Source organism: Desulfobacter curvatus DSM 3379 (assembly GCF_000373985.1).
In the GTDB taxonomy this organism is placed as follows: Bacteria; Desulfobacterota; Desulfobacteria; order Desulfobacterales; family Desulfobacteraceae; genus Desulfobacter; species Desulfobacter curvatus.
The window spans coordinates 1-23,558 of sequence record NZ_KB893065.1; the positions used below are offsets into that span (position 1 = coordinate 1).

General features: G+C 48.3%; 20 protein-coding genes. 11 read left to right on the forward strand and 9 right to left on the reverse strand.

The annotated features are described in order from the left end of the window. The 3 genes from B147_RS32465 to B147_RS30350 all read left to right on the forward strand — a co-directional run. A partial coding sequence (locus tag B147_RS32465; RefSeq protein WP_033397444.1) for a hypothetical protein occupies positions 1-206 on the forward strand: 206 nt, incomplete at its 5' end. Positions 207-475: 269 nt separating this feature from the next. Further along, positions 476-655 (forward strand): transposase, encoded by a 180-nt coding sequence (locus tag B147_RS33535; protein WP_020587948.1) that lies wholly within the window; start codon positions 476-478, stop codon positions 653-655. A gap of 37 nt (positions 656-692) precedes the next feature. Next, positions 693-920 (forward strand): HU family DNA-binding protein, encoded by a 228-nt coding sequence (locus B147_RS30350; RefSeq protein WP_020587949.1) that lies wholly within the window; start codon positions 693-695, stop codon positions 918-920. 228 nt (positions 921-1,148) lie between these two features. Here B147_RS30350 and B147_RS0114660 read toward each other — a convergent pair whose 3' ends face one another. Beyond that, positions 1,149-2,669, reverse strand: coding sequence for a glycogen synthase (locus B147_RS0114660; protein ID WP_020587951.1), 1,521 nt, complete (start codon positions 2,667-2,669; stop codon positions 1,149-1,151). 852 nt (positions 2,670-3,521) lie between these two features. Between B147_RS0114660 and B147_RS0114665 the strand changes: the two genes are divergently transcribed. The 8 genes from B147_RS0114665 to B147_RS30360 all read left to right on the forward strand — a co-directional run bounded on the left by B147_RS0114665 (position 3,522) and on the right by B147_RS30360 (position 14,536). Further along, positions 3,522-3,803, forward strand: coding sequence for an integration host factor subunit alpha (locus B147_RS0114665; RefSeq protein ID WP_020587952.1), 282 nt, complete (start codon positions 3,522-3,524; stop codon positions 3,801-3,803). A 241-nt stretch (positions 3,804-4,044) separates the two neighbouring features. Beyond that, entirely contained in the window at positions 4,045-4,263 is a 219-nt protein-coding gene (locus B147_RS0114670) for a DUF3820 family protein (RefSeq protein WP_020587953.1), read from the forward strand. Then, positions 4,260-4,673, forward strand: a complete 414-nt coding sequence (locus B147_RS0114675; protein WP_020587954.1) for a DUF488 family protein, N3 subclade — start codon at positions 4,260-4,262, stop codon at positions 4,671-4,673. The genes B147_RS0114670 and B147_RS0114675 overlap by 4 nt, the downstream gene beginning before the upstream one ends. A gap of 1,028 nt (positions 4,674-5,701) precedes the next feature. Then, positions 5,702-8,482, forward strand: coding sequence for a caspase family protein (locus B147_RS0114695; RefSeq protein WP_020587958.1), 2,781 nt, complete (start codon positions 5,702-5,704; stop codon positions 8,480-8,482). A 45-nt stretch (positions 8,483-8,527) separates the two neighbouring features. Then, positions 8,528-8,881, forward strand: coding sequence for a hypothetical protein (locus tag B147_RS0114700; RefSeq protein ID WP_020587959.1), 354 nt, complete (start codon positions 8,528-8,530; stop codon positions 8,879-8,881). Positions 8,882-8,936: 55 nt separating this feature from the next. Next, entirely contained in the window at positions 8,937-9,989 is a 1,053-nt protein-coding gene (locus B147_RS0114705; protein ID WP_020587960.1) for a fibronectin type III domain-containing protein, read from the forward strand. A 73-nt stretch (positions 9,990-10,062) separates the two neighbouring features. Further along, a complete protein-coding gene (locus tag B147_RS30355) occupies positions 10,063-13,692 on the forward strand; it encodes a caspase family protein (RefSeq protein WP_020587961.1) in 3,630 nt (1,209 codons plus the stop codon). 145 nt (positions 13,693-13,837) lie between these two features. Then, positions 13,838-14,536, forward strand: coding sequence for a lysozyme (locus B147_RS30360; RefSeq protein ID WP_020587962.1), 699 nt, complete (start codon positions 13,838-13,840; stop codon positions 14,534-14,536). A 52-nt stretch (positions 14,537-14,588) separates the two neighbouring features. On the opposite strand, the gene B147_RS0114720 is transcribed toward B147_RS30360, so the two are convergent. The 8 genes from B147_RS0114720 to B147_RS0114755 form a co-directional block, all read right to left on the reverse strand. Then, entirely contained in the window at positions 14,589-17,192 is a 2,604-nt protein-coding gene (locus tag B147_RS0114720) for a CHAT domain-containing protein (RefSeq protein ID WP_020587963.1), read from the reverse strand. Between the two features lie 25 nt (positions 17,193-17,217). Continuing rightward, positions 17,218-17,889 carry a hypothetical protein gene (locus B147_RS0114725; RefSeq protein WP_020587964.1) on the reverse strand — a complete coding sequence of 224 codons (672 nt, stop codon included), beginning with the start codon at positions 17,887-17,889 and terminating at the stop codon, positions 17,218-17,220. Positions 17,890-17,904: 15 nt separating this feature from the next. Then, positions 17,905-18,489: a hypothetical protein gene (locus B147_RS0114730; protein WP_157237896.1), complete on the reverse strand. Its 585-nt coding sequence runs from the start codon at positions 18,487-18,489 to the stop codon at positions 17,905-17,907. Between the two features lie 198 nt (positions 18,490-18,687). Then, positions 18,688-19,578, reverse strand: a complete 891-nt coding sequence (locus B147_RS0114735; protein ID WP_020587966.1) for a COG1361 family protein — start codon at positions 19,576-19,578, stop codon at positions 18,688-18,690. 55 nt (positions 19,579-19,633) lie between these two features. After that, complete coding sequence (locus B147_RS0114740; protein ID WP_020587967.1) at positions 19,634-20,161, reverse strand: phage tail protein; 528 nt, start codon at positions 20,159-20,161, stop codon at positions 19,634-19,636. A gap of 1 nt (position 20,162) precedes the next feature. After that, complete coding sequence (locus B147_RS0114745; protein WP_020587968.1) at positions 20,163-22,721, reverse strand: baseplate J/gp47 family protein; 2,559 nt, start codon at positions 22,719-22,721, stop codon at positions 20,163-20,165. 38 nt (positions 22,722-22,759) lie between these two features. Continuing rightward, positions 22,760-23,203, reverse strand: a complete 444-nt coding sequence (locus tag B147_RS0114750; RefSeq protein WP_020587969.1) for a GPW/gp25 family protein — start codon at positions 23,201-23,203, stop codon at positions 22,760-22,762. 11 nt (positions 23,204-23,214) lie between these two features. Then, on the reverse strand, positions 23,215-23,556 hold the full coding sequence (locus B147_RS0114755) for a hypothetical protein (RefSeq protein WP_020587970.1): 342 nt from the start codon (positions 23,554-23,556) through the stop codon (positions 23,215-23,217). Positions 23,557-23,558: the final 2 nt, after the last annotated feature.

Consider the following 23,558-nt stretch of genomic DNA (forward strand, 5'->3'; position numbering starts at 1 on the left):
AATTGACAAAGGCACCATTAACGGTTCCTTCGATAGTCCGTCGTGCGCAGTATGAGAATCTTAAGGCTCTTTTGGAGAAGCTTGAGACTGATAAACATTTTGTGGAACGTTGGCTTTGGGTTGAAAAAACGCGTATGAACAGAACAAGGAAGAAGCGTTATGAGTTAGTGAATTTGGACGATGCCGGACTACAAACTGCAGCTTGACAAACAAAAACTGGAGTTTTTTTCAAATTATCAAGATAAAAAATCCGAAAACTCAAGTATATAATTTTGATCAATTATTGTGGTATTTCTCCGCAATAATACTCACCCCAAATTTGGGGAGTGAATCTTCGCCGTGCAATTTAATTGCTTTTAATTAAACCTCAGGCTCTGCCTGAGCGACCCGAATAGTTCGGACAGTCCCAGCGAGATTGATAAGTGTGATAAATGTCCTTTCTTGGGAAAGCCCCCAAGGGGGAAAGGAAGGACCTATGAAAGATTGGCAAACACTATCAAACGTAAAGTGGGACTGCAAATATCATATTGTATTCGTAACAAAATATAGACATAAAACTATATACAAGGATTCGCCTCCTTTAAACACACATCGGCGGGAAAAGGCCACAAATTTTAAGATGTATACCCTTGATAAATCCCTGGGAACCAGCTAAACAAGTACCCTTCAAAAATCAATCACGGGGGTAGCTCATGAACAAACTGGAACTGTTCCAGGTGCTTAAAGACAGAACAGGGTTGAGTAAGCAGGAAGGTATTGGTGCGGTAAAGCTGTTCTTCTACAATCTCACTGAGGCTATGATCAACTGGGAACGGATTGAGATTGGGAGTGGCTTTCTTCATCTCCCTTACGTAGGGGTGAACACATTGGACCAAGTGAACAGCATAGAACACAAATTTGGGGTTTATTTTAAAAAATAAGTACTCATGAAAAAGAACTGAAAGTCTGTGTTCATAGTGTTCTATGTGTTCTTTTCTGATCAGTACCAAATCTTTGTACCCCACCATCAGTACTGCCTCTCATGGTCATTTTGGCCTGCCCGGGCAAGGGCGAATTCAGGGCTGTCCGTCTGCCATTTTGAAAAATATTTGGATGCCCACACCATTGCAAAGGCGATGGAGGCAGACCTTGATCATTGACTTAAATATTTACACTGTGTCTTTTCCGGGCCAAACAAGAAATGGTCTTTGAAGCATTTTTTCATATAGGTTAATATAGTTTTGGGCACACCGGCTGTGATTGAATTCCGTGACGGAGTCAATCATAATCCGACGGATCTGAGTCTCTTTTTCATTGGGATCAAGGGCAAAGAAATCCATGGCCCGGTCTATGGCCCAATTCAATCCCTGGGTATCGTGAACGGTGAAAACAAAACCGTTTCCGCTTCCCTTGGCCGGATCAAGGAGGGTTACCGTGTCATGGAGGCCGCCGGTGTCAAACGCAATGGGCAGGCTGCCGTAAATGGCCCCGATAATTTGGGGCAGACCGCAGGGTTCAAAGGAAGAGGGCATGAAAACAAAATCGCTGGCCGCAAATGCCTGATGGGAGATTTCTTCATCAAATCTTAAAATAGCTATTCGGTGCCTTAAACCGTGAAACCCGGCAATATCACGAAAGGTCTTATAATATGGTCCGTCCGCCACGGATACGATCTGGATTCCGGTTTCCCAGTAGCGGGATATGGTATGGTACATGATTTGAGACAGCAATTGACATCCTTTCTGGACCGGGTCCAGGCGGGAAGGCCAGAAAAACAAGGGCACATTCGGGTTTTGTTCAAGGCCCACAGTATCCTGAAAAGAAATTTTGTTTTTCTGTTTCATGCTGCGGTGATTCTTTGGCCCGTAATTAAATTCGATCCTGTTATCCACTGCCGGGTTGAATTCGGGTTCCGGTGCATTCAAAATACCTGTAGCACATTCGGCTTCCCATTTGTGGGCCAGCTCGGCCTGAAGTTCGGGCGCTACAAAAGCGTGCCGGTTTTCAACAATTTCCTGTAAAAACGACGGACTAACTGTATTAACATAGTGGGCTGAAAATACCCCTGAGCAAAGGAAGTCCACCCGGTTGGATATCCGGCTTTGCTCATAGCTTTCAGGCGGTTGCTGAAAGTAAAGCCACTGCCAGAAGGAAGCTGCGTCAATCCCCCGGTCTTCTATCTCGGCCAGGGTTGAGGTCATGGTATGGATATTGTGAATGGAAAACAGGCAGGGGATGTTATACTGCCTGGCCATGGCCGGGATCAGTCCGGTCATCCAGTCATTACAGTGTATAATGTCCGGTTTTACCCTGGGAATGATGTTGTTGATCACCTCCCGCTGAAAAGCTAGGGACACCATTAAATTTTTAGTTGAATCGCCGGAATAAACCTTCTTCTTATAAAGGAATGCCCGGTCCACGGCAAAGTGAATCCGTTCCTCGTTCAGGCTTTGCCTGATTTTTTCTATCTGCAGATCATGTCTTTGGGTGGAATAGTCATGATAGATGGAATGGTAATCAGGTATGGCTACATGAACATCACAGTTCAGGTCAAACAAGGAACTGATCAGGGCGGCCGAAACATCCGCCAAGCCACCGGCTTTAGCTGAATAGCCTGCGCATGACCCCATTTCTTCAGGCAGATAAGTCACCTCTGGGGTCACAATGAGAATCCTTGCTTTATCATGCATGTTTATCTCCCATTCACTAGCGTATTCATTCAACCATTATAACTTCTATGAACAACGGATAGGCCCCGGGTATCATCTATAGTTGTAAGAGCACCTTTCGTGCCTGACAGAACCAATTTCCCATAGCCTTGATACAAAGGAGATTGGCTTTTTACTTTTTAGAATGGGTTCAGGAAAGAGAGAGTCGGATCAATTTATTTTTCCGGGAGTAAAAATACTGGACATCCGTCCCCAGTGTAATCTCATGTAAAAAGATACTATTAATTTTAAAATAATACAAACGAAATCCTCAGAGAAGCGATTAAAGGTTGCACGCCAGCATTGGGCTGTTGAAAACAGTTTGCATTGGTGTTTTGATATCTCTTTCCGTGAAGATGAATCCCGTGTTCGAAAAGATAATGCACCTGAAATTTTGCTATTCTAAGACGGTCTGCGTTGAATCTTATTAGAAATGATCCAAATCGAAAGAATGGGGTTTAAGGCAAGCAGGAAGCGAGCTGGTTGAAGCCTTGGCTATCTCGAAGAATTGCTCAGGCTGAAATATTTCATGCGATTGCCCTGGTTATTCAGGGAGATTGACTTTTTATTAAAAAGTTTGTGTTCATACTGTTCTATCTGTTCTTTTCTGACCAGTACCAATCTTTGTACTCCACCATCAGTACTGCCTTTCACCAGAAAAATCCATCAGCACCCATCCTATTCAGCCACCAATAACGTGTTCGCTTTTTCATGGAAATAATGTAGGGGTACAAAAATGTGTTTCATCGACGAAACGCTTTTTCTTAAAATGTCGATTGACCCAACCAAGCTCAAAAGGTATGAAGGGCGTTTTAATAATGGAAGGATCTCATTGTGGCACTGACAAAAACTGATATTGTTGAGCGGATTGCAGAGAAAAATGATTTTAGGCCAGCCGAAGCAAAAAACGTGTTAGAAGAGCTTCTTGAAATCATAAAATTTACCCTTGCGTCAGGTGAAGATCTTATGATTAGCGGTTTCGGGAAGTTTAAGGTCAATGAAAAAAAAACGAGAAAGGCACGGAATCCAGCCACCGGGAATTCAATGATGCTGGACAAGAGACGGGTGGTTACATTTAAATGCGCCGGAAAATTGAGGGACAAAATCAATGGATAAAATTGACCCTAAATTTATATGGACTGACGGCACGAACAGTTTTACTGAAGGATGATCACGATAGCTTTGTCCTTTCTATCGACAGAAAAAGCCGGATCGTTATGAAGGATGCCGCTGTCATCCTTGAGAAAGCCAACAAAATAAGGAAGACTGTCCCAGGAGCCACAATCACGCTGGAAACAACAGCGCCTGTTTGCAGCAAATCAACGAAGTTTCTTTCAGACAATGGACTTGAGGTCAAATGCAACCAGTCATCCCAGATAAAAATGAATTCATCACGCTTACTACGATAAAGATGCCTTTTGGCAAATATAAAGGTTTGCGGCTTGTAGATCTGCCTGGACCCTATCTGGTCTGGTTCTCGCGTAAAGGGTTTCCAGAGGGTAAATTGGGCAGACTGCTGCAGACCGTCTATGAAATCAAACTCAACGGCCTGGAGTATCTGTTCAAACAGAAATGAATCTCTATACCGCTCAATACAAATATGCTGGTAATGACCGGCTTGATATTACCGTAAAAGGCAAAGATCCAATAGGCCGTTTTTTTGCGCCCACCTGGAAAATGGTCATGGGATCAAAAGAAGGAAAGATTTCCTGGGATGAATACAAACAGATGTATCGGGAGCTGATGCAGAAATCTTACCGGGAAAAGTCAGACGTCTGGAATGATCTTTTGGGCCGGGATGAGGTAACGCTTGTTTGCTTCTGCGCATCCAGGACGGACTGTCATCGGTATCTTCTGGCAGGATACCTGAAAAAACTTGGGGCTGAATATATGGGAGAACGGAATCAGCAAAGTTGCATCTGCACTACGGCTTCGCAGCGAGGGGCTTGGCCTTCGGGCAACCGGTCGGGTATTGGGATCGCATAAAGGCACCATTGCCCTTTGGGAGCAACTGTTTGGCGACCAGAAAGCAACGCTGATGTTGTATTCCTTTTGTCATGAATTTGTCTCCCTCACATTTGTTTGAAGGGGATAAGCTATACACTGTGGTGGGAAAGCGCACCGATCCTCCGGAATCCAAAGGATGGACCGCAGTCATCATGGAGCGAGCCAGCCGGTTTATTGTATACCAACTATGTGGTAAGAAAAATGCTGCATCAAGGAGAAGAACAAACACATACGCTAAAACAGAGCATGGCTTACAACGAACTCTGGATGTTCATCAAATCATACACAATTATGTTCGACCTCATTGGACTACCGGAAAGGTTCCGGCAATTGCTTTGGGAATCATGTCGGAAGCCTTGAGCCTTGAGAGCATCCTCACAATGCAAAGAGCTGCATAGGGTTCCATAATGTTGAGGACTCAAAACTAAAAATACATATTGGAATAGTTCGAGCCCAGTGCCAAAGGCACAGTATCGGCACAAACCCTCAAATTTTTGCTGATGAACCAGGCAGAACCTCCGAAAACACTTTTTAACATGGCCACTAAAGGCAGCAAAAAAGTGTATCTCATTGAGATGACCCCCTCACATTGGAAAAGATATCGGCAAATCAACCAGATGGGGGATGATGCAGGATCTTAAACGGTTTAATGTGGAAACCATCACCGCAGCTAAAGTGTCGCAGATCACGAAAACAGGCATCGAAATAGAAAAGGATATAAAAGATCTCCTGATTTGACCTTGGCGGGGTGTTGTAAAAAACAGACGGTGGATTTTGGCTCTCATACTTTTCTTGACATAGAGCATATTCCTATCCTAAAGTTATGTACCATGTACGATGAAAGAAGGCTCATGGAGTGTATCCATCATAGGACCTCCTCATGGTTGATGTAATGAGATGCACTGTTTTCCTGCAGATTGAAAGGATATGATATTTTGTAGCGTGGTTTACAAACTTTGTATCATATAGCATAGAAAAGCCAACAATCAATTGCTTTGGAGGCGGTAATGCGACACTTTTTAGATACCCGGCGGCCGAGTGTAGCCATGATGCTTTTTTTAATGTGTACGATCGGAATACACGCAACAGGATGTCAGCGGGAAGACACGATTAATAAAAGGTCGCTGGTTACCCAAACGCCGGAAATATGCACTCCCGGAGAGGCTGTTGACACCGATGGACATAGGCGCCTGGCACTGATTGTCGGTGTTGGTGAATACAAAAACGACAACATCCCCGATCTCAAAGGACCGCCCAATGATGCCCGCCGATTTTATGAACTTCTGACCGGAAAAAACGGGTACGCCTTCCCCAAGCAGAATGTCTGTCTGCTTCTCAATGAACAGGCAACTACCGAAGCGTTCAAACAGTTGTTTGACACGGCTCTGGTCGAACGAGCCCGTGAAAATGATGTGGTGGTGATTTTTTTTGCCGGTCACGGCTCTCAGGCTCGCGACAAAAATGGCGATGAACCGGATGAATGGGATGAAACATTAATGCTTCATGATGCCCGCACCGATGGTATTGGGGATCTGCTTGACGATGAATTCAATCAGATGCTGGGGCGGTTGTACCAAAAAACCCGTTATATCACAGTCATTTTGGATTCATGTAACGCCGGCACTGCGACCCGGGATCCCGCGGCGGCCCGTTTTTTCGAGCCCATGGCGGAGGACTCCGATGCGGCCCCTTCTACCACAACCGCAGATGGCGACCAAGGTGCCGGATGGGTAACAGAGTCGCTGGCAGGCACGGTGATTTTTTCAGCTGCGGCCGACAGCAATCCGGCGCTGGAAAAAAATGGAAGGGGAATTTTCACGGATGCACTGTTACAAATTCTGGCAGACGCGGGCAATCAAACCATGACATATGCCCAGGTTGCCCGGCAGGTTCCCCTTCTGGTTGCTGCGGAAAGTCCCCAGGTTCCGTATTTTCACGGCGATCTCTCCCGCACGGTTTTTGACAGCAAAACCCGCGATCGCCCGATCGCCTGGGAAGTCCTCAAAGCAGGTCCGCCGCTGGAGCTCGGTGGTCCGGCACTGCCGGGAATTGGAGAGGGTGCCGAATTGCGTATCTATGACGGTGCCGTTACCGGAGCGGACACCCGTGATCCAGGCAAATCCAAGGCGACGGTGGTCCTTACCCAGGTCACCGGGCTGAACGCCATTGCCGGCATCTCCGCCGCCGAACAGGATCATCCGGAAATTAAACCGGGTGATCTCGCAGTGTTGGTTCGTCCCGCAAACTCATATATTGCTATGAAAGTGCGTATACGCCCCCTTGGGGAATCCGGAGGAATTCCGGCAGAACGGGCACGTAAGATCAAAACGGCAGTGGAAAAGGATAAAGAGACCGGCCTGTCCATAAAGCTGGTTGAAGGTCCGGGTGATTTTGAACTGAGTTTGGGAAACGATAACCGTTTGATACTGAAAGGACCCGAGAACCGTATCCGCAATACTTACGCATCCGACACCGTCATCGCCGAAAATCTCAGACAGCATGCCCGTCAGCGCGCCCTGCTTCACCTGCGTGGTGACGGCGGATCGGATTTCACAGATAATGAGACCCTGAAAGTCAGCCTGATTCCGGCCTCAAAACAGAACAACTGTGCTGACGGTATCTGGAAACAGGCCGAACCTAACACGCAGCAGATCATTCCCCTTTGCCACGCATGGAATGTACAGGTCGCCTTGTCGAGTGATTCTCCTACGCCTCTACTGATCGGCGTGTTGATCCTTTCAACGGATGGAGGCATGTTTGCATTGCCCCGCGATGGCCGTAAAGTGAGGCTAATGCCGGGTGAAAGATACCGGTTCAATGCTTCCGGCGAAACCTTCATGGGGACGCCGCCCTTAAATGTACAAGACCGAATTATCGTTTTTGGAACTCAGGAAACCAATCCCGTCGAGTGGGGGCAGTTTGCGCAACCTGCCGCCAGCCGCTCTCCAGGCACTTCAGGTCTGCAACAGGCCTTGCATCGCTACTTTCAGAAAAGAAGACGCGGTATTCAAACCGCGGACGAAGGAATAGCTGAAAACAGTACCTGGACGCTGAGCTCAATTTCCCTAAGAGTTGAAGCAAATCAGCGATTTTTGAATACTGCAAGTGCCCCCGGTCAACCCGTTGACCTGCGTGAATACACCCTTACCCGTTTCGATATTCGGCCATACCTTCCCGATGACGAAACCACGGCTCTGTACAAGGTTCTTGAGCGGGCAGACAGGCTGGCCCGGGCCTCAGCCGGGGACGGGTACGGCTACCGGCAACATGCCTGGGACGGACCATCCGATGAAGATAATCTGCAACGCGGCATCGACTGTTCACGATCCATATGGTTTGCATTTACCCGTTCGGGGTTACCGTACAACAGAGATGACCAATACCTTACCACGGCCATGATGGTTTCAGACGACACGCTCATGCAGGATGAGTTTGATCTGTGTGATGACAACACGCCGTTACAAATCGGTGATATTCTGGTGTACCGGGATGACATACGCGGTGATGGACATGTCGTAATGGTCATTGATCCGGAAAAGCGTATTGCCTGGGGATCCCATGGATGGGACGGTAACCCGCGTATTCTTCCGGTTGAACCGGATACAGGGGTTGAATACCAGAAGATTAAATACAAGCAGGACTGGGAACGCTGGGACAGGAAAACCATGACGCGGAAGGCTTGCTGGCGATACCGCAGGTTTGCCGAAGAAATCGTTACTTACCGCGGCCAACCGGGTCTGAAAGCATTAAAGAATATCTGCAACGATAAACTCAACTGTGGCAGATAATCCGGATTTGGCCGTCACCATCATCAGCACATTGGAGGAATTTGGATGGAAGAATTTTTTCACTCTAAAGCCATGATGACACCGGGCGCTGTTGGAGCGACCACGACAATGATTACCGCAACGCTGACCAGTCAGTTCGGCCTGCCGGGCAACTGGACAGGCCTTGTTCTCAGCCTGCTGTTTGGGCTCAGCGTCTGGGCAGATAAGTCTGTTCCCGTTTATCAACGGATTATTTTTTACATTATAAATTCAATGACCATTTTTGCCGTGGCCATCGGCATCAATACAGCCGGCATGGTGATTAACAAAAGCACCGAGAGGAGCGTAGCACCGCATGTCATAGAGGAAAATCATTCGCCGGCGAAGCAGCAGAAGTTTTTTCAGGATTGGTTTCGATAACTAGGCCATGTTTAGACATACAATTCTCACTGATTGATACTGGGAGGAAGGCACGATGATTAATGTTACAAAAAGAAATCGGCAAATCGCGCTCCCCGCGGTGGTATCAATGCTGATGCTGCTGTTTTGCGCCTGTATTCCACAGGGGCAAAGACCGACAGGCGGGGGATTGAGCGGTGGCTCTGCATACCCCGTGATCGAAAAATTCGAGGCATATCCGCCCAAGGTTACCGAAGGGGGAACAAGTACGTTGCATTGGCGCACACGCAATGCGATTTCAGTCACGATTTCGGGGATCGGTGAAGTCCCGGCCAGCGGATCACGGGAGGTTACGATCGGGAAAGAAGGAACCTATGTGCTGACCGCTGCCGGCCGCGACGGCCGCACCGTAAGTCATGAAAAAAATATCGGAATGTATACGATCGCCGGCAATCTTCCCAAACCACCGATAATCGAAAAGTTCGAAGCGCATCCCCCCGGTGCGATGGCAGGTGATACCATTACGTTGCGGTGGCGTACCCGTAATGCTGTTTCTGCCGCAATTTCGGGCATCGGAAACGTCCCTCTCAACGGTGAACGAGCAGTGGCGCCCGGTATGACGTATGTGCTGACAGTTACCGGTTATGGCGGACAAAGCATCACCGCGGAAAGGGGGACTACCGTCTATCAACCGCAGGTTGTCGGTGAAAGCCCCAATCCGCCGCTGCGGTTGAGAGATGATAAACCGGTCATAATCCCTGGTGAAATCGTGAGGCCGAACAGACCGATCAGGGTGATTCCCATACGGGCACTACCGGCACCGATGTTACAATCACCGACCAGCGGCAAGCGTTTCAGCCACTATCCGCGCCGCACAACACTCCGATGGTCAACCGTACAGGGGGCAGCCGCCTACACCGTCGAAATCGACTGCTATGGCTGCTGCCGGGCAAACAGATGGTGCAAGGATATAGGACGCACACACAAAATGGTCAAATCAATCCGGTCTACGACCTACACTTTCAATTTTGTAGGTGCTCAGCCAGGCCGATGGCGGGTCTGGGCTGTGGATCAAAACGGTAAATCAGGGGAAAAAAGCGCATGGTGGACCTTCAGCTATACACGCTGAAAAAGGGATTGAATCCGGTATGTACAACTATCCCCTTAATCGTTGCGAACCGAGTCGGCTGAAGAAAGTATTTATGCCTGGCAATTATACGTTTACCTTGTTGCGGATTGCCTTAATTGTTTCGATGCTCTTTACCGCCTCGTGTGTAGCCCCAAAAAGACCGTCAGTAACAGCCCTTCCGGAAAAAAACCGAACAGCGGCAAATGCCCGGATGGTGGTACAGTTAACCCACGCCAATCATGTATCGGCCATGGATGTATCGGCCGATGGGCACTTTATCGTCAGTGCAGGTTGGGACAAAACCGTTCGCCTGTGGAATGCCCGTACAGGGCAGGAGATTCGCCGTTTCAAAGGCCATGCCGAGGTGGTTCGTTCGGTTGCGCTGTCGCCTGACGGTGCCCTGTTGTTAACCGGCAGTGCGGATAAAACGGCACGGCTGTGGGATACGTTCAGTGGCAGAGAACTACTGCAGTTGAAAGGACATACCCAACCGGTGACGGCAGCGGCCTTTTCTCCGGACGGCGCCTGGCTTGCCACCGGCAGCGAAGATATGACGGTGCGTCTGTGGAATGCTGACGACGGCCGAGAGATTCGACAATTAAAAGGTCTCAACGCCGAAGTTACATCCCTTGCGATCTCGCCGGACGGGCAGCGCATGCTTACCGGCGGCGGCACTACGGCTCAGTTGTGGAACCTGAAAACCGGGCGGGAAGTACGCCGTTTCAAAGGTCATCAGGGAGGTATCAGTGCGGTGGCCATTTCACCTGACGGACGGTATGCCCTGACAGGCAGTCTCGATAAAACCGCACGCCTGTGGAATATCAAAGCCGGGCATGAAATCCGGCGATACCTCGGACATGAAAAAGCGGTAACCTCGGTGGCGTTCTGCCATGGCGGACATGCGGTTGTCACCGGAAGCCAGGATGCAACGGCTCGTATCTGGAATACGCTTCAGGGCACGCAATACGGGAATGCCATTTCGCATACCAATGGGGTTACCGCCGTCGATACCTCTGCTGAAGAAACAGTCTTTTTCACAGCTGCAGGTGAAATTCCCCAAGCCTGGTCCCTGGATCTTTCGTCAGGAACTGTCCGGCACCTTCTGAATTTTGAAGGCAATTCTGACTGGGTCAGCGCAGTGGACTTTTCTCCTGACGGAAAGCGCTTACTGATCGGCACCTGGGACGATACGGCTGGACTGTGGGATGCGGACAGCGGCGCACAGCTTCAGCGTCTGCAGGGCCATACCGGTGATGTACGCGGCGTGACGTTTTCTCCTGATGGACAATGGATTGTAACCGCGGCGCGGGATGGTACCGCCCGCATCTGGAAAACCGTCAACGGCCGTGAATTTAAACGCCTGACAGGGCACAAAGGCGGCATTCGTCCGGTTGTGTTTTCAGCAGACGGGCGATGGATTGTAACCGGAGGAGATGATGGAACAGCCAGAGTGTGGGACACACAGACCGGCTTTTCACAGGTCAGTCTTCTTGGGCCTCATGAAGACCGTGTTTCTTCCGTCGCGTTTTCTCCCGACGGGCGCCGGGTTGTGACGGCCAGCAAAAACATGGTGCGTCTTTGGGACGTTGCCACGCAACGTATCATCAGAAGCTTTAAAGGCCACACACGGCTGGTCAACACAGTGACATTCTCTCCCGACGGACGCCGGATACTCAGCGCCGGCTGGGATCAGATCATCCGATTGTGGGATCCCCGGACCGGAACGGAAATCCTGAACTTTAAAGGTCACACCAATGGCATACACAGCGCCGTTTTTTCCAGGGACGGCCGCTATGTGGCAACGGGAAGCGAAGACAAAACAATCCGCCTGTGGGATCCGGACAGCGGTAAGGAATTACGCCGTTTTACCGGTCATACCAGCGCCGTCATTCAGGTGGCATTCTCTCCGGACAACCGTTTTTTATTGTCGGCCAGTGCCGATCAGACAGCCAGGCTCTGGGACACGGCCACGGGTGAGGAACTGTGCCAGTTAATTAGTTTTAGGGACGGAGGCTGGGCAGTAGTCGATAAAAAGGGACGGTTTGATGCTTCCAACGGGGGTGATGTCGAAGGGCTGCACTGGGTCGTCGGCCTGGAAGCAATCGCCTTGAGCCAACTTAAGGAACGCTACTATGAACCCGGGCTGCTCGCAAAAAAGATGGGGTATAACCGTGAACCTCTCAGGAACGTCGTCTCTTTTGTTGCCCCCGGATTATTTCCGGATGTTATCACGAAACCGCTTGACCCCAGGGACCCAAAGCTTCAAATTACGCTGGTTAACCAGGGCGGGGGTATAGGCCGGGCCATCATTTTGCTCAACGGCAAAGAAATAGTCAGCGATGCCCGGGGCGGCACGGTTGATCCGTCTGCCGCACAGGCCGTCTTGCCCCCCATTCCCCTGGCCGGCCATCCCTATCTTCTTACCGGTCAGAAAAATATCATCGAAGTTCGTGCGTACAACGCCGAAGGCTTTCTTTCCAGCCGGGGGGTTACGATCGCCTATCAGGAACCGGGAACAGCCCAAGAGGAAAAACCGGTATTGTGGGCAATCGTTGCCGGTGTTTCGGATTATGCCGGCAATGCCATTGATCTGCGGTATGCAGCAAAAGATGCCGAAGATATGGCTCATGCGCTTGAAATCGGCGGGACACGGCTGTTCGGGGCCGATCATGTGCGACTTACGCTGCTGACCACCTCAGACAAACCGGGACAGGCCGCCCCCACGCGGGAACGGCTCCAGGCTGCATTTGAAGCTGCAGCCCAAGCCCGTGCAACCGACCTGCTGATTGTCTATCTGGCCGGCCACGGTGTAAACTACGGGGGTCAGGACGGAGATTTCTATTATCTGACCCCTGATGCCGGAAGCGGCAACCTTGATGACCCAGCCATACGCGCTTCCACCGCCATATCGAGCAGGGAACTGACCGATATGATCAAAAAAGTGCCTGCGTTGAAACAGATTCTCATCCTTGACACCTGTGCTGCGGGCAGAGTCGTGGAACGGCTGACCGAAAAGCGGGATATTGCTTCCAGTCAGGTGCGGGCGCTGGAACGTATGAAGGATCGCACGGGACTGTATGTCCTGGCCGGCGCAGCGGCTGATGCCGTGAGCTATGAGACCAGCCGATACGGCCAGGGGCTGCTCACATGGAGCCTGTTGTTCGGTATGCGCGGTGCAGCCCTGCGTGAATCCCAGTTTGTCGATGCCGAACGTCTGCTTCATCATGCTGCGGATCATGTGCCGCAACTTGCCAAAGACATTGGCGGCATTCAACGTCCGGTGGTCGCAATGCCAAGGGGAGGTGCAAGCTTCGATTTGGGACAGCTTCTTGAAGAGGATCGGCAAAAAATCCGGCTTGCCGCCGTCAGGCCCTTGATATTGCAGTCAAACTTTCAGGATGAACAGCGGGTTATAGATCACCTGGAATTGGGCCGTCGTGTTAATGATGCCCTTCGTGACGTGTCGATGCGCGGTCAAAACACCGGGTTTGTCTATGTGGATGCAGCCGACTTTCCCGACGCCTATTCTCTGGCCGGGCGTTACTGGGTAAACGGTAATCTTGTGAAAGTTGTGGTCATGCTGTTTAAAAAAAATATACAGAAAGCATCGATTGCGGTTTCAGGTGATATCACCCGGCTCAACCGACTGGCTGCAGACATCATTACTGAAGTCGAACGAACACTTGAAACGCAGCCGGGATGAGGTTTTGCCCCACCAGAGGCTGTGGTTCCAACAGATGTTCACCGGCTTGACCCACTTATGCAACAGGATCAAAGATGCCTTGAACCGGTGCGAAGAATACAGCGCGAATGCTTTTTTGGACTAACTCATAATGGGAGGTAGGACGATGCAATATATACGTTTGGCAGGATTCATCATTATCGTAATGGCAAGTGGATTTGTTGGAGGCTGTAATAAGAATGTTGAAATTCCCTCCTACATAACAATGGATAAGCTTACCGCGGGCATTTTTCTTGAACCCGAAGAACGGACGGCCCTGCCTCCGGGGAGCACTCTGCCGGGCGTATATGACAAAGGGCTGCAGCTGACCAAAGACTCGGAAGGATTTCGAAGTCATCTTTATAACGATGCGGCCCGGTACTGCACCATCGCATATGGTCATCTGGTCAAATTAGCGCCCTGTGACGGTAGTGAGCCCGAAGAGTTCCTTCAGGGCGTCAGTGAATCCAAAGGCGCCCAAATGCTTCGAAAGGACATGGAGCGGGCTGAACTGGCAGTGTTGACAGCGGTAAAAGTGCCGCTGACGGATGGTCAATATGCCGCCCTGTGTGATTTTGTGTACAATGTCGGGGGGGGGAATTTTCGAAGCTCGACACTTCTCAAGGTTATTAATAAAGACGAATTTGAACGGGTACCCTTGCAGTTGCGCCGCTGGGTAAAAGCAGGCGGCAGAGAACTGGCCGGCCTGAAGAAGCGACGCGAGAGAGAGATTGAACTCTTCTTTGAAGATATCGGCATCCCCCGGGCAATACCCGCTCCGGATGAAATCCTGACACCGATTGACGTTCAACAGGGTGAATCGTAAATTTTTTGGTACATTCGGTTGCAATAACAATAAACATGAAAATGGAATCTTTTTAGCGGCTTACCAACAGAAAAGGACTCCAGTAATAAGGATGTTGATAGGCTGGGTTGTTTAGCAGCGCTTTGATTGCAGTTACCGATGCCTGTGCCGGTGTGTATCTATCGGCGGCGTTGTAGAAGGTCTGCATCCAGCTTGCGGTGGCGGAGTCATCGATTTTCCAGGATGACAGCAACAACGCATCGCCCCCTGCAAACAGCAGTCCCCGCATCATTCCCAATACTTCATTGGCGTGAGTGGCTTTGACACTGCCGGTCTCGCAGGCGCTCAGCGCAACCAGCCGGGCAGAATCGAGTGACAAACCGTACATCTCGGCAGCAGTTAAGCGTCCGTCGTCGACGCTGTCTTTTTTCAAGTGCAGATAAGACAGCAGGGGCTCGTCAGCAACGAAACTGCCATGCACTGCAAGATGCACGAGCTGTTTGCCTGAAACCGACGCCTTCAGTGCCGATTCGGTCATGAGTCTGTCGGCGACGATCATACCCCTGAAATGAGTCCCCAGGGCCTGCACCTCTCCGGGTGCGAAGCCAAGTGACGGGTCGGCGGCAGCAAGAATGCTCGGATTCCCAAGCGGCTGGGGCGCAGGCATCAGGCTCAGAATGCTTGCGCTGGGTGCGTAGGTGATTTCATAACCTGCGCCCACATATCCCTTGCCCGCGCTTTGGTACAATGCTTGAAACGGCAGGTAGTACAGATCTTCATGGGGGACGATCACCAAATGGTTTGATTTAACCTGGTCCATGATAGGTGACAGCAGATACAAATAGAGTTGGTGCGCCAGGTTCTCGTCATAGGGTTGCATCGGGTCGATGAGACTTTTCCGGAGCGCGGCAATCTTCCTCTTCAACTCCGAACGGGGCAGAAACACCGAATGTACGATCACCTTTGCCCGGGTGATATGCCAGATGAGCAACTGGCTATGGAGTGTGAGATAGGCAACGAGTTCACTGCCGTCGGCAGCCAAGGTTTTTTGCAAAGCGCTTAGAGAGACCGGTTCGGAACGTGTCAGGTGGTTCAAACGGGGCGCGCGTTTGGCGACCTCTGCTTCCAGTTGCCGGTACTGGTTTTGAAGCCGTTTGAGCGCCTGCTGCAGGCCAGATATGTCGAGCTTTATCTGGTTTACCCCGGATTTGATCGGCTTTACCCCTCGTTCGTCGTTGGCCGTTCCGGATCCCCCCGTTTCAAGAGAGGCGCAAAGTGGTGATACGGGTGCCATGTCACTACGTGCGGCAAACAGACAATTCTGGTATTGACTAATCTTGGCGCCCAGCGCGAGTTGGCGTCCATAGAGTTCGCGCTCCCGAGTTGAGGCTAAAGAGATCTCTTTGGTCTTGATAAGGTCCAGCATGACGCGTGACCGTGATCGCTCCATCAGTTCGAATGCCTCAGCGGTGCGGCCGCGTTGCAGCAGGTGCAGTAGTGCCGTGTAGTAAAAGTCGACTTTGTCCTCAATAAACGCGCCGCGCGATCGCTCTTCCTTGAGGGTGCCGCGATCCTGCTCGAGAAGATCCGTTGCACGCAGGTAGGATTCCAGCGCCCGGTCTGTATCGCCATTCATCTCACTGAACAGGCCGCGAATGTAGGCTCCCCGCGCATCGTTGGGCACGGGCAGGCCGCCTTGACTTTCTATCCAGGTCAGTAGACCCTTCGCCCAGACGTTGGGGCCCGCAACGAAATTGGGGCTCAGGAACACATCTTCTGCTGTGCGGGGTGAAAACAGATCGGTTTGCCTGACCAGCGTATGCATGCGGCGTTGACTCTCGATCATTTGTTTCCGAATCTTGAGACGACGCAGAAAGCCACGCGTTTGATCGGCGAGGGCATCCCAGCCGAGCTTCTTTGCAATGCCTTGTGCCGAACCATAGTCCCGTGCCGATAGCACGACTGCCTGCAGGCAGGGTTCAAAATCTCTTTGGTAATCGCACTTCTCTGCAACCTTCTGATACAATTCGGCCCGGTCAAGATAGCCGTAAAAAAGCAGGCTGTCGTCATCAACACCATTGCGGCCGGCAAAGGCGCGATTCAGGGAGTCTGCTGCACCGGCAATGTCACCCTGGGCAATCTGCACCTGCGCCAGCAGGTCAAGGCTGTCGAAGGTGCACTTGGAATCTTCCAGTTGATGTGCCAAAGGTATCGCTTCCCGGATCAGCGCTTTGGCGGCATCCGCTTCACTGTACCCATACAGCAGCGCCCGCGCATGGCCCAACAATGCCTGACAGAGCAGAGCCGGGGAGTTGGCCCGCTTTGCTGCTGAGGCCGCAGTTTGGTATGCGTTGACCGCTTCCTGCCATTGATCACGATAGCGGCGTACATCTCCGATTTTGATCAACGATAAGGCGCTACCGGCCAAATCATCCGCAACTTGAAACAGTTGCACGCTTTGGCCGAGTTCTGTTTCCGCGGTCGCAAGTTCGGAAATCAGCAATGTCCGGTCGAATGTACGGCGGAAATGGCTGATGAAGTGATCCAGGCGTGCGACCGCTTGTTGTTGCAGTGCATGTGCCTGCTTAGTATCGGCCAACGATTCGCCACCCAATAGAATCAAGCCGGGCAACAAGGCAGACATCAGCAACAAAGAAAACAATTTACGGGTGATCATAAAATATCTAAAAACTCCTTAATTATTACCCCACTGCTTTTAATACTGATTTTATAGAGCCGATAAGAAAAAAAATCGACCAGATAAGGGTGATGATCAAAACAACAATCCCTGCAATTGCGTCTGTAATGCTCGCAAGAAACGATGGAACAATATTATGGCAAAGCGAGACAATCACACCCGAAACAACTGATGTCACTATAACCAGAACAAGTCCCTTGTTTTCAATAAATCGCCTGTGTGACAGGATCAGAAGAACGGCAAAGACAAATTTTAGCATCATAATATAGCTGAGCATAAGTCTTGCGCCACCTGTTTCAAAATGCCCGAATACCGCAAGGTAAGCAAGGGTACCGAATATCGGTGCTACAAAGAGGGCCACCATTATTGCAAGTTTTAAAAGGATGTAAAAAACGAGGCCAATTGCAGTGAATATCATGATTAAAGAAAAAATAAGTGTGATAATGCCTTGGATTTTTCCCTGGATACGTTCAGGAATGAAAAGCGAAGCGCTGATTAAAAAAATGCTGAACATAACAAGCCCATCAAAGAATGCAAGACAGGGGATTCCGTACCCCGGGGAGGATATTGCCTGCCCGCTGATACCGATAAAAAAAGCTGAGCCCGCTTCACTGAAAACAATAATGACAAGTAATACTACAGAAAGAAAAAAAAGAGGTTTGTTTAGTTTATTCATGGGCAGTTTCCAAAATTATTTTATTTTTTTTGTGTTATAACTCAATTTACCGTTTTTTGATTTCTCACATAAGAATAATTGTTCTTTATCCTCTACCATAACAAACCTTGATCCGGGATTGGGCAATAGTATTAGGTTTCCACCTTTTTCAACAATAGCAAGGGAAACTGATTCCTGGTCTGCGTTCGAGGGCGGAAACCGCAAAGGTTCTTCCTGATTTGACAATTCTTCAATGGGACTCTCTTTAGCCCGATAGATGACTTTTCCGGATGCAGTCCCATTTTGATTATCTTTACTTCTGGTGACTTTTATCTTTAACGCCCTGAATGGGGTATCTTTCTTTTCTTTTATTAAAAAACGATATTCAGAAGAATGAAGCTGTTCGAAGGATATATCTGAAATTTTAATGCCGGGACTTAACCCTCCAATGACCGTGCTGAACATCCCCGGCCATTCATACTGACTGCTTTGTTTTTTCGCTTCTTGTTCCGTTGCAGCCGGTCTGTCTTCCCTGTCATTATATATGCCTGCTCCCATGGCGCATACGGTGACAACACCTAAAACAGCTAACAGAATGAAAAATTTTTTTTGGGGGCTCAAATTTTTTTCCTTTTTTTTATAAGAAAGTCTGGGTAAGTTACTCAGATCTTTCAAGCTTTGTTGTGGGTTATGCCTGGCAGCTGATAGACCAGGTCGGCCCATGGCCGTTATTCGGGTTATGCACTTCGCAATACTGTTATCTTAACAACTGATTGTCGACTTGAACGAAGTGCATAACCGATTTTGTATTTATTCAGCTCATTGCCGTACCCTGTGGACAGTATCGAGATTTTTCAGCAGCTCTTTATTCATCCCTGCTTTAAATTCAAGAAACGTTTTTTCCAGACGAACATATGGCGCACTGGTTTTTTCACCAAAGTATACTTTAACAATCTGATCCGGATCAATTTTGGTTTTACACTTGGGGTCCGTATCAACAACCACAGGGAAAACGGTTATAGGTCTTATTGCAGGTCTTGAAGTTACGGTAAGATTGCTAGGTGCGGCCGGAGCTACGGTTCTGGCGGAGATGGTATTTTCAATACTTTTTTTTGTTTTTTCGGTTGTAAAAACCTGATATTTAATTCCTTTGTTGTTTAAAAGTTCAAATGCCTGTTCATATTTTTTCCCTTTAATGCTGCACGGAATTTCAATTTTTACAGATTCAGGTTCAGGTTCAGGTTTGGGTTGGGGTTTATTTGAAATAACATACCAGATAATGCCACCACCGATAAGAATTACAGCCGCAATAACAGCTATAATCCACCATGGAAACGGTTTGTCGTTATTGTTATCGTCAATCGGGGCTTCCGATATGAGAATCTCAATTACAGGCCCTTCAGAAAAAATTTCATCGGGGTTTTCAACAGAGAAAACATCCAGTTTAAATTTATAGGAGCCGCGTTCTATTTCAGCCGGAATATTTACAGATACTGAATATTGATGGGTGTCGTTTTCTGCAAAGACCCTTTCACTTTCACCTTCTATTGTAAACCATGACTCATCCGCACCTTCTAAGGGTGATATTCTCGCACGGGCTGTCAGCTGAGTTCCCCTACTGTTGGTTACAGTATAAGAAACAGAACTTTTTTTTCCTTTTTTCAGCTCTATCTGGCTGTTCACTGTCGTTATCGCAAAATCTCTGGCCATAATATTACCTCCGTTTAGAAATTAGTGACGTATATGGAACTTTTTAAACAGGCGCTTACGACTCTATCAAAATTTTTGTTTCATGGGTTACATAAGCAGGTTTTTCTTTTTCAATAATCCGTTCAATAATATGCAGCATCGGTACTGCATTTTCAGGTACATTTATTATTATATGAAAGGGTAAAGGCATTCCTTTTTCATCTTTGGCGTTCTCATTGATTAAAAAACCTTTTACGCCGGTGGCAGTTTCGAGAAACATGATAAGACCTTTGGCGGTTCCCCTCCATTTTGAAAGATACCAGGCATTGGCAATGAGAAGCCTTAAATTATCCTTCTTTATCATTTTGCCGGATGCATCTTCGTCATCAATCAGCCAGTCCATGTCCACCCATTTTAAAAGAAAACGGATAAAATTTTCATCTGTTCTGACAGGATCAAAAAAAGAGTCCAGGTTCTTTAATATTGTTTGAGAATCTGCATGCATCACTTCCATAACCGAGAGAAAAGCAAAAAGAGGGTTTCCCGGTTTGGCACTTTGCTGAAAAATCCCCGGCAGCAATGGTATAATTTTATGTTTTTCCATCTCAGGTTTCTCCGTCTGTTTCAACATGGATTTCATGAGTACCGGAGCAGAACAGCCATGTTTCAGGAAGTGTAACTTTTTCCGTAAAGCTGTTTTCCGAACAGTTGGTAAAATGTTCTCCATCTTTACTTGTAAAAACACCCTCTGGTGTACCCGTAAGAAGAATGGACTGCTCCATATTTACGGATAGGGTTGAGACAGGTTGAAAAAGTCTTTCAGCATCCCTTGAAGGAAGTCCGCATCTGATGTTTGGTCTGCGCCATATTCTATTTCTTGAAGCCATGTTTACCGACAGAACGCCGCCCCGATGAGTTGCGGCAAAAACAGTTGACTCCATAAATGCGATGGCCCTTACACTGCCTCCAACCCAGCTTTCATTAATCGTTGACCAGCCGTCTTTTGAAATGTCGGAACCTGTTAGTTCCGTATAGCAGCATCCGTCACCATCGTCATTTCCCATTACAGTTGGGCCGGCCCATAAAAATGTTCTCGGGCCGTCTATCTGGATAGCAAGGGTCCTTATGTCTTTCCCTTTTAGGCCGATATTTCTAAATGTTCCTGTTTTTCCCCCGGCGGCAGACATATATATCCCTTTTTCTTTCTGGGAAGAGGTTATCACATACTGGGTTCCCCTGTTATCAAATGCAGTGGTTACTTTATAAAAACCTGAGCCCTGATTCTCAGTATCCACAAGCAGCTGGACCGGCACTGCTCCGGGTTTTGCCCACAGTTCATACAGGCCCACATCCGTTGCCATAAGTAAAAGAGGGACACCGTCACGCTCGCTTAGGGCGATATCTTCAATTTCAAAGGCTGTACCAGCTATGGATGACCAGGATTCACCGCAATCTGATGAAAAATAAACCGTTGATTTGATGTCCCCTGTATTTTTTGTATTTAAAGCAATGGCACCGGGATTATTTTTGCTCAGGCATACAGACTTTATTGTACTCACATCATTTGTAAGTTGCAGGACAGCTTCCCAGCCTTCACCGTTATTCATCGTTCTGTAAAGAGCTGTCGTATCTGACGCATACCAGGTGTCTTTTTGAAAATGGTCCTCCACCACAGAGGTGATTTCTCCGTTGGGTACATCATCCACAGTAAAAAAGACATTATCTGCATAGCTTACTCCCGGCTCTTTTAGAATAATGTCATAAACATCGGAAATCCTAAGTGGCTTTCCAAACGGCCAGCCCCTTCCTTCTGAATTATCCGGCAAGGGGTTGATTGTTTTATAGAGCCTTTCTTCCACACGCTGTTTTACCGCATTGGGGTCCTGCCCCCTGTGGACAGCTACTTTGGCCTTAACATTTACGGTTTTATACCGGACCCAATTTACAAGACAGGTGGTTCCAAGGGGCATTCTGTTTAAAAGGGCATTTTGTATCTGGTTTAGTGTCTCATTGTTTTCTTTTATTTTCAGTATTTCAAGGGAAACATTGTCTCTGTTTTCGGAAATATTGGGTACAATGAGTATTTCAACGGTTCCCGGTTGTGCATGTGCCCAACGCGCTGCTTTTGTAAAGGCTTTTGCCCTTATGACCCCCCCAGAACTTTTCATGGCTATCAATTCGAAATCTTCAGCAGTAACAGCTCTTTCCAGGGAGTGCAGTTCTCTTGGGCCCCTTAAGATTGCATTCTTCACAGATTCTTGTTCCCGCCCGCCAGTGGCGGCAAACGTGTTGGTTACACTTATGCCCTGAATAGGATCTTTGAGTTTTGTAAGCGTTGCAGGGCCGATATTACCCCCGGGACCGCCCCCTGAAGTATACCATACTCTTACCCCACGTCCGTCTTGAATAACATTTCCTAAAATTTGGGTTGAGTCTCCTTTGCCGGATTTAATTTCAGGGGCAAAGGAAACAATACCTCTTGTTCTGTCAACAGTATAAATATACGGCGTTTCCGAGTTGCCGGTAAAGTTCTCGGTCTCATTCCATATTCTATATGTTTTTCCCTGAAATTCTATCGCAGGGGCACGCTCTTCAAGTTCGTCGTCCGGTGTTTCCACACCCACAATAAAATCGTGCTTCCCCACAGATGCAACGGCAACCGGGGCGTTTTTCATAGTAAGTGTTAACCCCGGCCTGCCTGTCCCTGTGCCGATCAGTTCTCCATCGTGAAAGTTGCAGTGAGAAGCTGTTACATTAACAGACAGCTCCCCTTTTTTTATAATGGCTTTTTCATGGGTGTAAAAAACCGGTGACGCCGAATCAGACCCTGCTGATTTTGTTGTTACCCTTGTTCGCAAAGGAATAACCACAGGGCTGTTTTGGGGCGCAGTTAAGGAAAATGTCAGAACGGCAGCAGCAGAAGAAGGTGGAAAAAGTTTAACTCCGAGAAGTTTTAAAAACTCAATATAAGCTTTATCAGGGAGCCTGTTTAACCTGTATATCATTGTTTCCGTAAGGTGGGCAAATGATTCCAGCAGAACAATGCCGGGGTCGGAAGGCGTAAGATCAGTCCATGCAGGGCAGGTGTTCCTTATCGTTTTCAACGCTTCTTCCATAAGGTCATCAAAACGTCTGTCGTCAAGGTTTGGAGATATTAGTGACATATCTGATCCTGTGTTTTCTGTTTTACATTAGCTTATACTTAATCATGGGCCTCAGAACCTTCCAAATTAAAAGAATATGTTAAAAAATCTTTGTTAAGGTTCTTTTTAATTGTATATGACATTGTAATATCGAGAATTTCGCCGTATACGGCATTGGGAACGGCATCAATATCAATGATCTGTATTCTTTGTTCCCATTTTGTAATTGCCTTTTTTATGTAATGGATAGCAATGCCTGCCGTTGTTTCATCATTGGGTGAAAAGGTCAGTTTGTATAGTTCACATCCATAATCCGGACGCATGATACGTTCACCTGGGATTGTTGAAAGAATCATTAATATCGACTGCCTGATGGAATTGCTTTCATCAACCATTTGAAGCGTTCCCATCTCTGAAATATTAAGGCCTTTATCAAAACCTTGTTTAAGGGCTATATTTTTTTCAGATGAGAAGTTAAACTTAAACGCATTAAAACGTTTCATTGAATTGACTCCTATGTAACCCCGGCAAGTGTCTGGCCGGGATTTCTGACCAGATATTCCACACCCCCCGGTGGTGTTCCGTCTGTAATGCCCTTCAGTGAAGCAAGGCAAACGCGCCTGCCGTTTATCCTGATCAAGTCTGAATATCCCTGAGAAACTGTTAACGTCAGCATGCAGGGTTTTATGGAAGCACCCACATTAGGGCAGCCTGCAACGGGTTTGCCAACGGTATCAGGTTCAACGAGAATTTTGTTTTTGTTAATCGTAACAAAATCCTGCGATGGGACTATTCCTACAGTACCGAGTTCATGTTTGCACACAAGTTTTGCATTTTCAGTAAGTATAAAATTCAAAT

Excerpts from the sequence above, each read along its gene's own strand:
- B147_RS33535 (WP_020587948.1), top strand. The coding sequence starts at position 476 with ATGAAAGATTGGCAAACACTATCAAACGTAAAGTGGGACTGCAAATAT.
- B147_RS0114695 (WP_020587958.1), top strand. The coding sequence starts at position 5,702 with ATGCGACACTTTTTAGATACCCGGCGGCCGAGTGTAGCCATGATGCTT.
- B147_RS0114720 (WP_020587963.1), bottom strand. The coding sequence starts at position 17,192 with ATGATCACCCGTAAATTGTTTTCTTTGTTGCTGATGTCTGCCTTGTTG.
- B147_RS0114705 (WP_020587960.1), top strand. The coding sequence starts at position 8,937 with ATGATTAATGTTACAAAAAGAAATCGGCAAATCGCGCTCCCCGCGGTG.
- B147_RS30360 (WP_020587962.1), top strand. The coding sequence starts at position 13,838 with ATGCAATATATACGTTTGGCAGGATTCATCATTATCGTAATGGCAAGT.
- B147_RS0114670 (WP_020587953.1), top strand. The coding sequence starts at position 4,045 with ATGCAACCAGTCATCCCAGATAAAAATGAATTCATCACGCTTACTACG.
- B147_RS0114745 (WP_020587968.1), bottom strand. The coding sequence starts at position 22,721 with ATGTCACTAATATCTCCAAACCTTGACGACAGACGTTTTGATGACCTT.
- B147_RS0114725 (WP_020587964.1), bottom strand. The coding sequence starts at position 17,889 with ATGAATAAACTAAACAAACCTCTTTTTTTTCTTTCTGTAGTATTACTT.
- B147_RS0114660 (WP_020587951.1), bottom strand. The coding sequence starts at position 2,669 with ATGCATGATAAAGCAAGGATTCTCATTGTGACCCCAGAGGTGACTTAT.
- B147_RS0114675 (WP_020587954.1), top strand. The coding sequence starts at position 4,260 with ATGAATCTCTATACCGCTCAATACAAATATGCTGGTAATGACCGGCTT.
- B147_RS30355 (WP_020587961.1), top strand. The coding sequence starts at position 10,063 with ATGCCTGGCAATTATACGTTTACCTTGTTGCGGATTGCCTTAATTGTT.
- B147_RS0114750 (WP_020587969.1), bottom strand. The coding sequence starts at position 23,203 with ATGAAACGTTTTAATGCGTTTAAGTTTAACTTCTCATCTGAAAAAAAT.
- B147_RS0114740 (WP_020587967.1), bottom strand. The coding sequence starts at position 20,161 with ATGGAAAAACATAAAATTATACCATTGCTGCCGGGGATTTTTCAGCAA.
- B147_RS30350 (WP_020587949.1), top strand. The coding sequence starts at position 693 with ATGAACAAACTGGAACTGTTCCAGGTGCTTAAAGACAGAACAGGGTTG.
- B147_RS0114700 (WP_020587959.1), top strand. The coding sequence starts at position 8,528 with ATGGAAGAATTTTTTCACTCTAAAGCCATGATGACACCGGGCGCTGTT.
- B147_RS0114735 (WP_020587966.1), bottom strand. The coding sequence starts at position 19,578 with ATGGCCAGAGATTTTGCGATAACGACAGTGAACAGCCAGATAGAGCTG.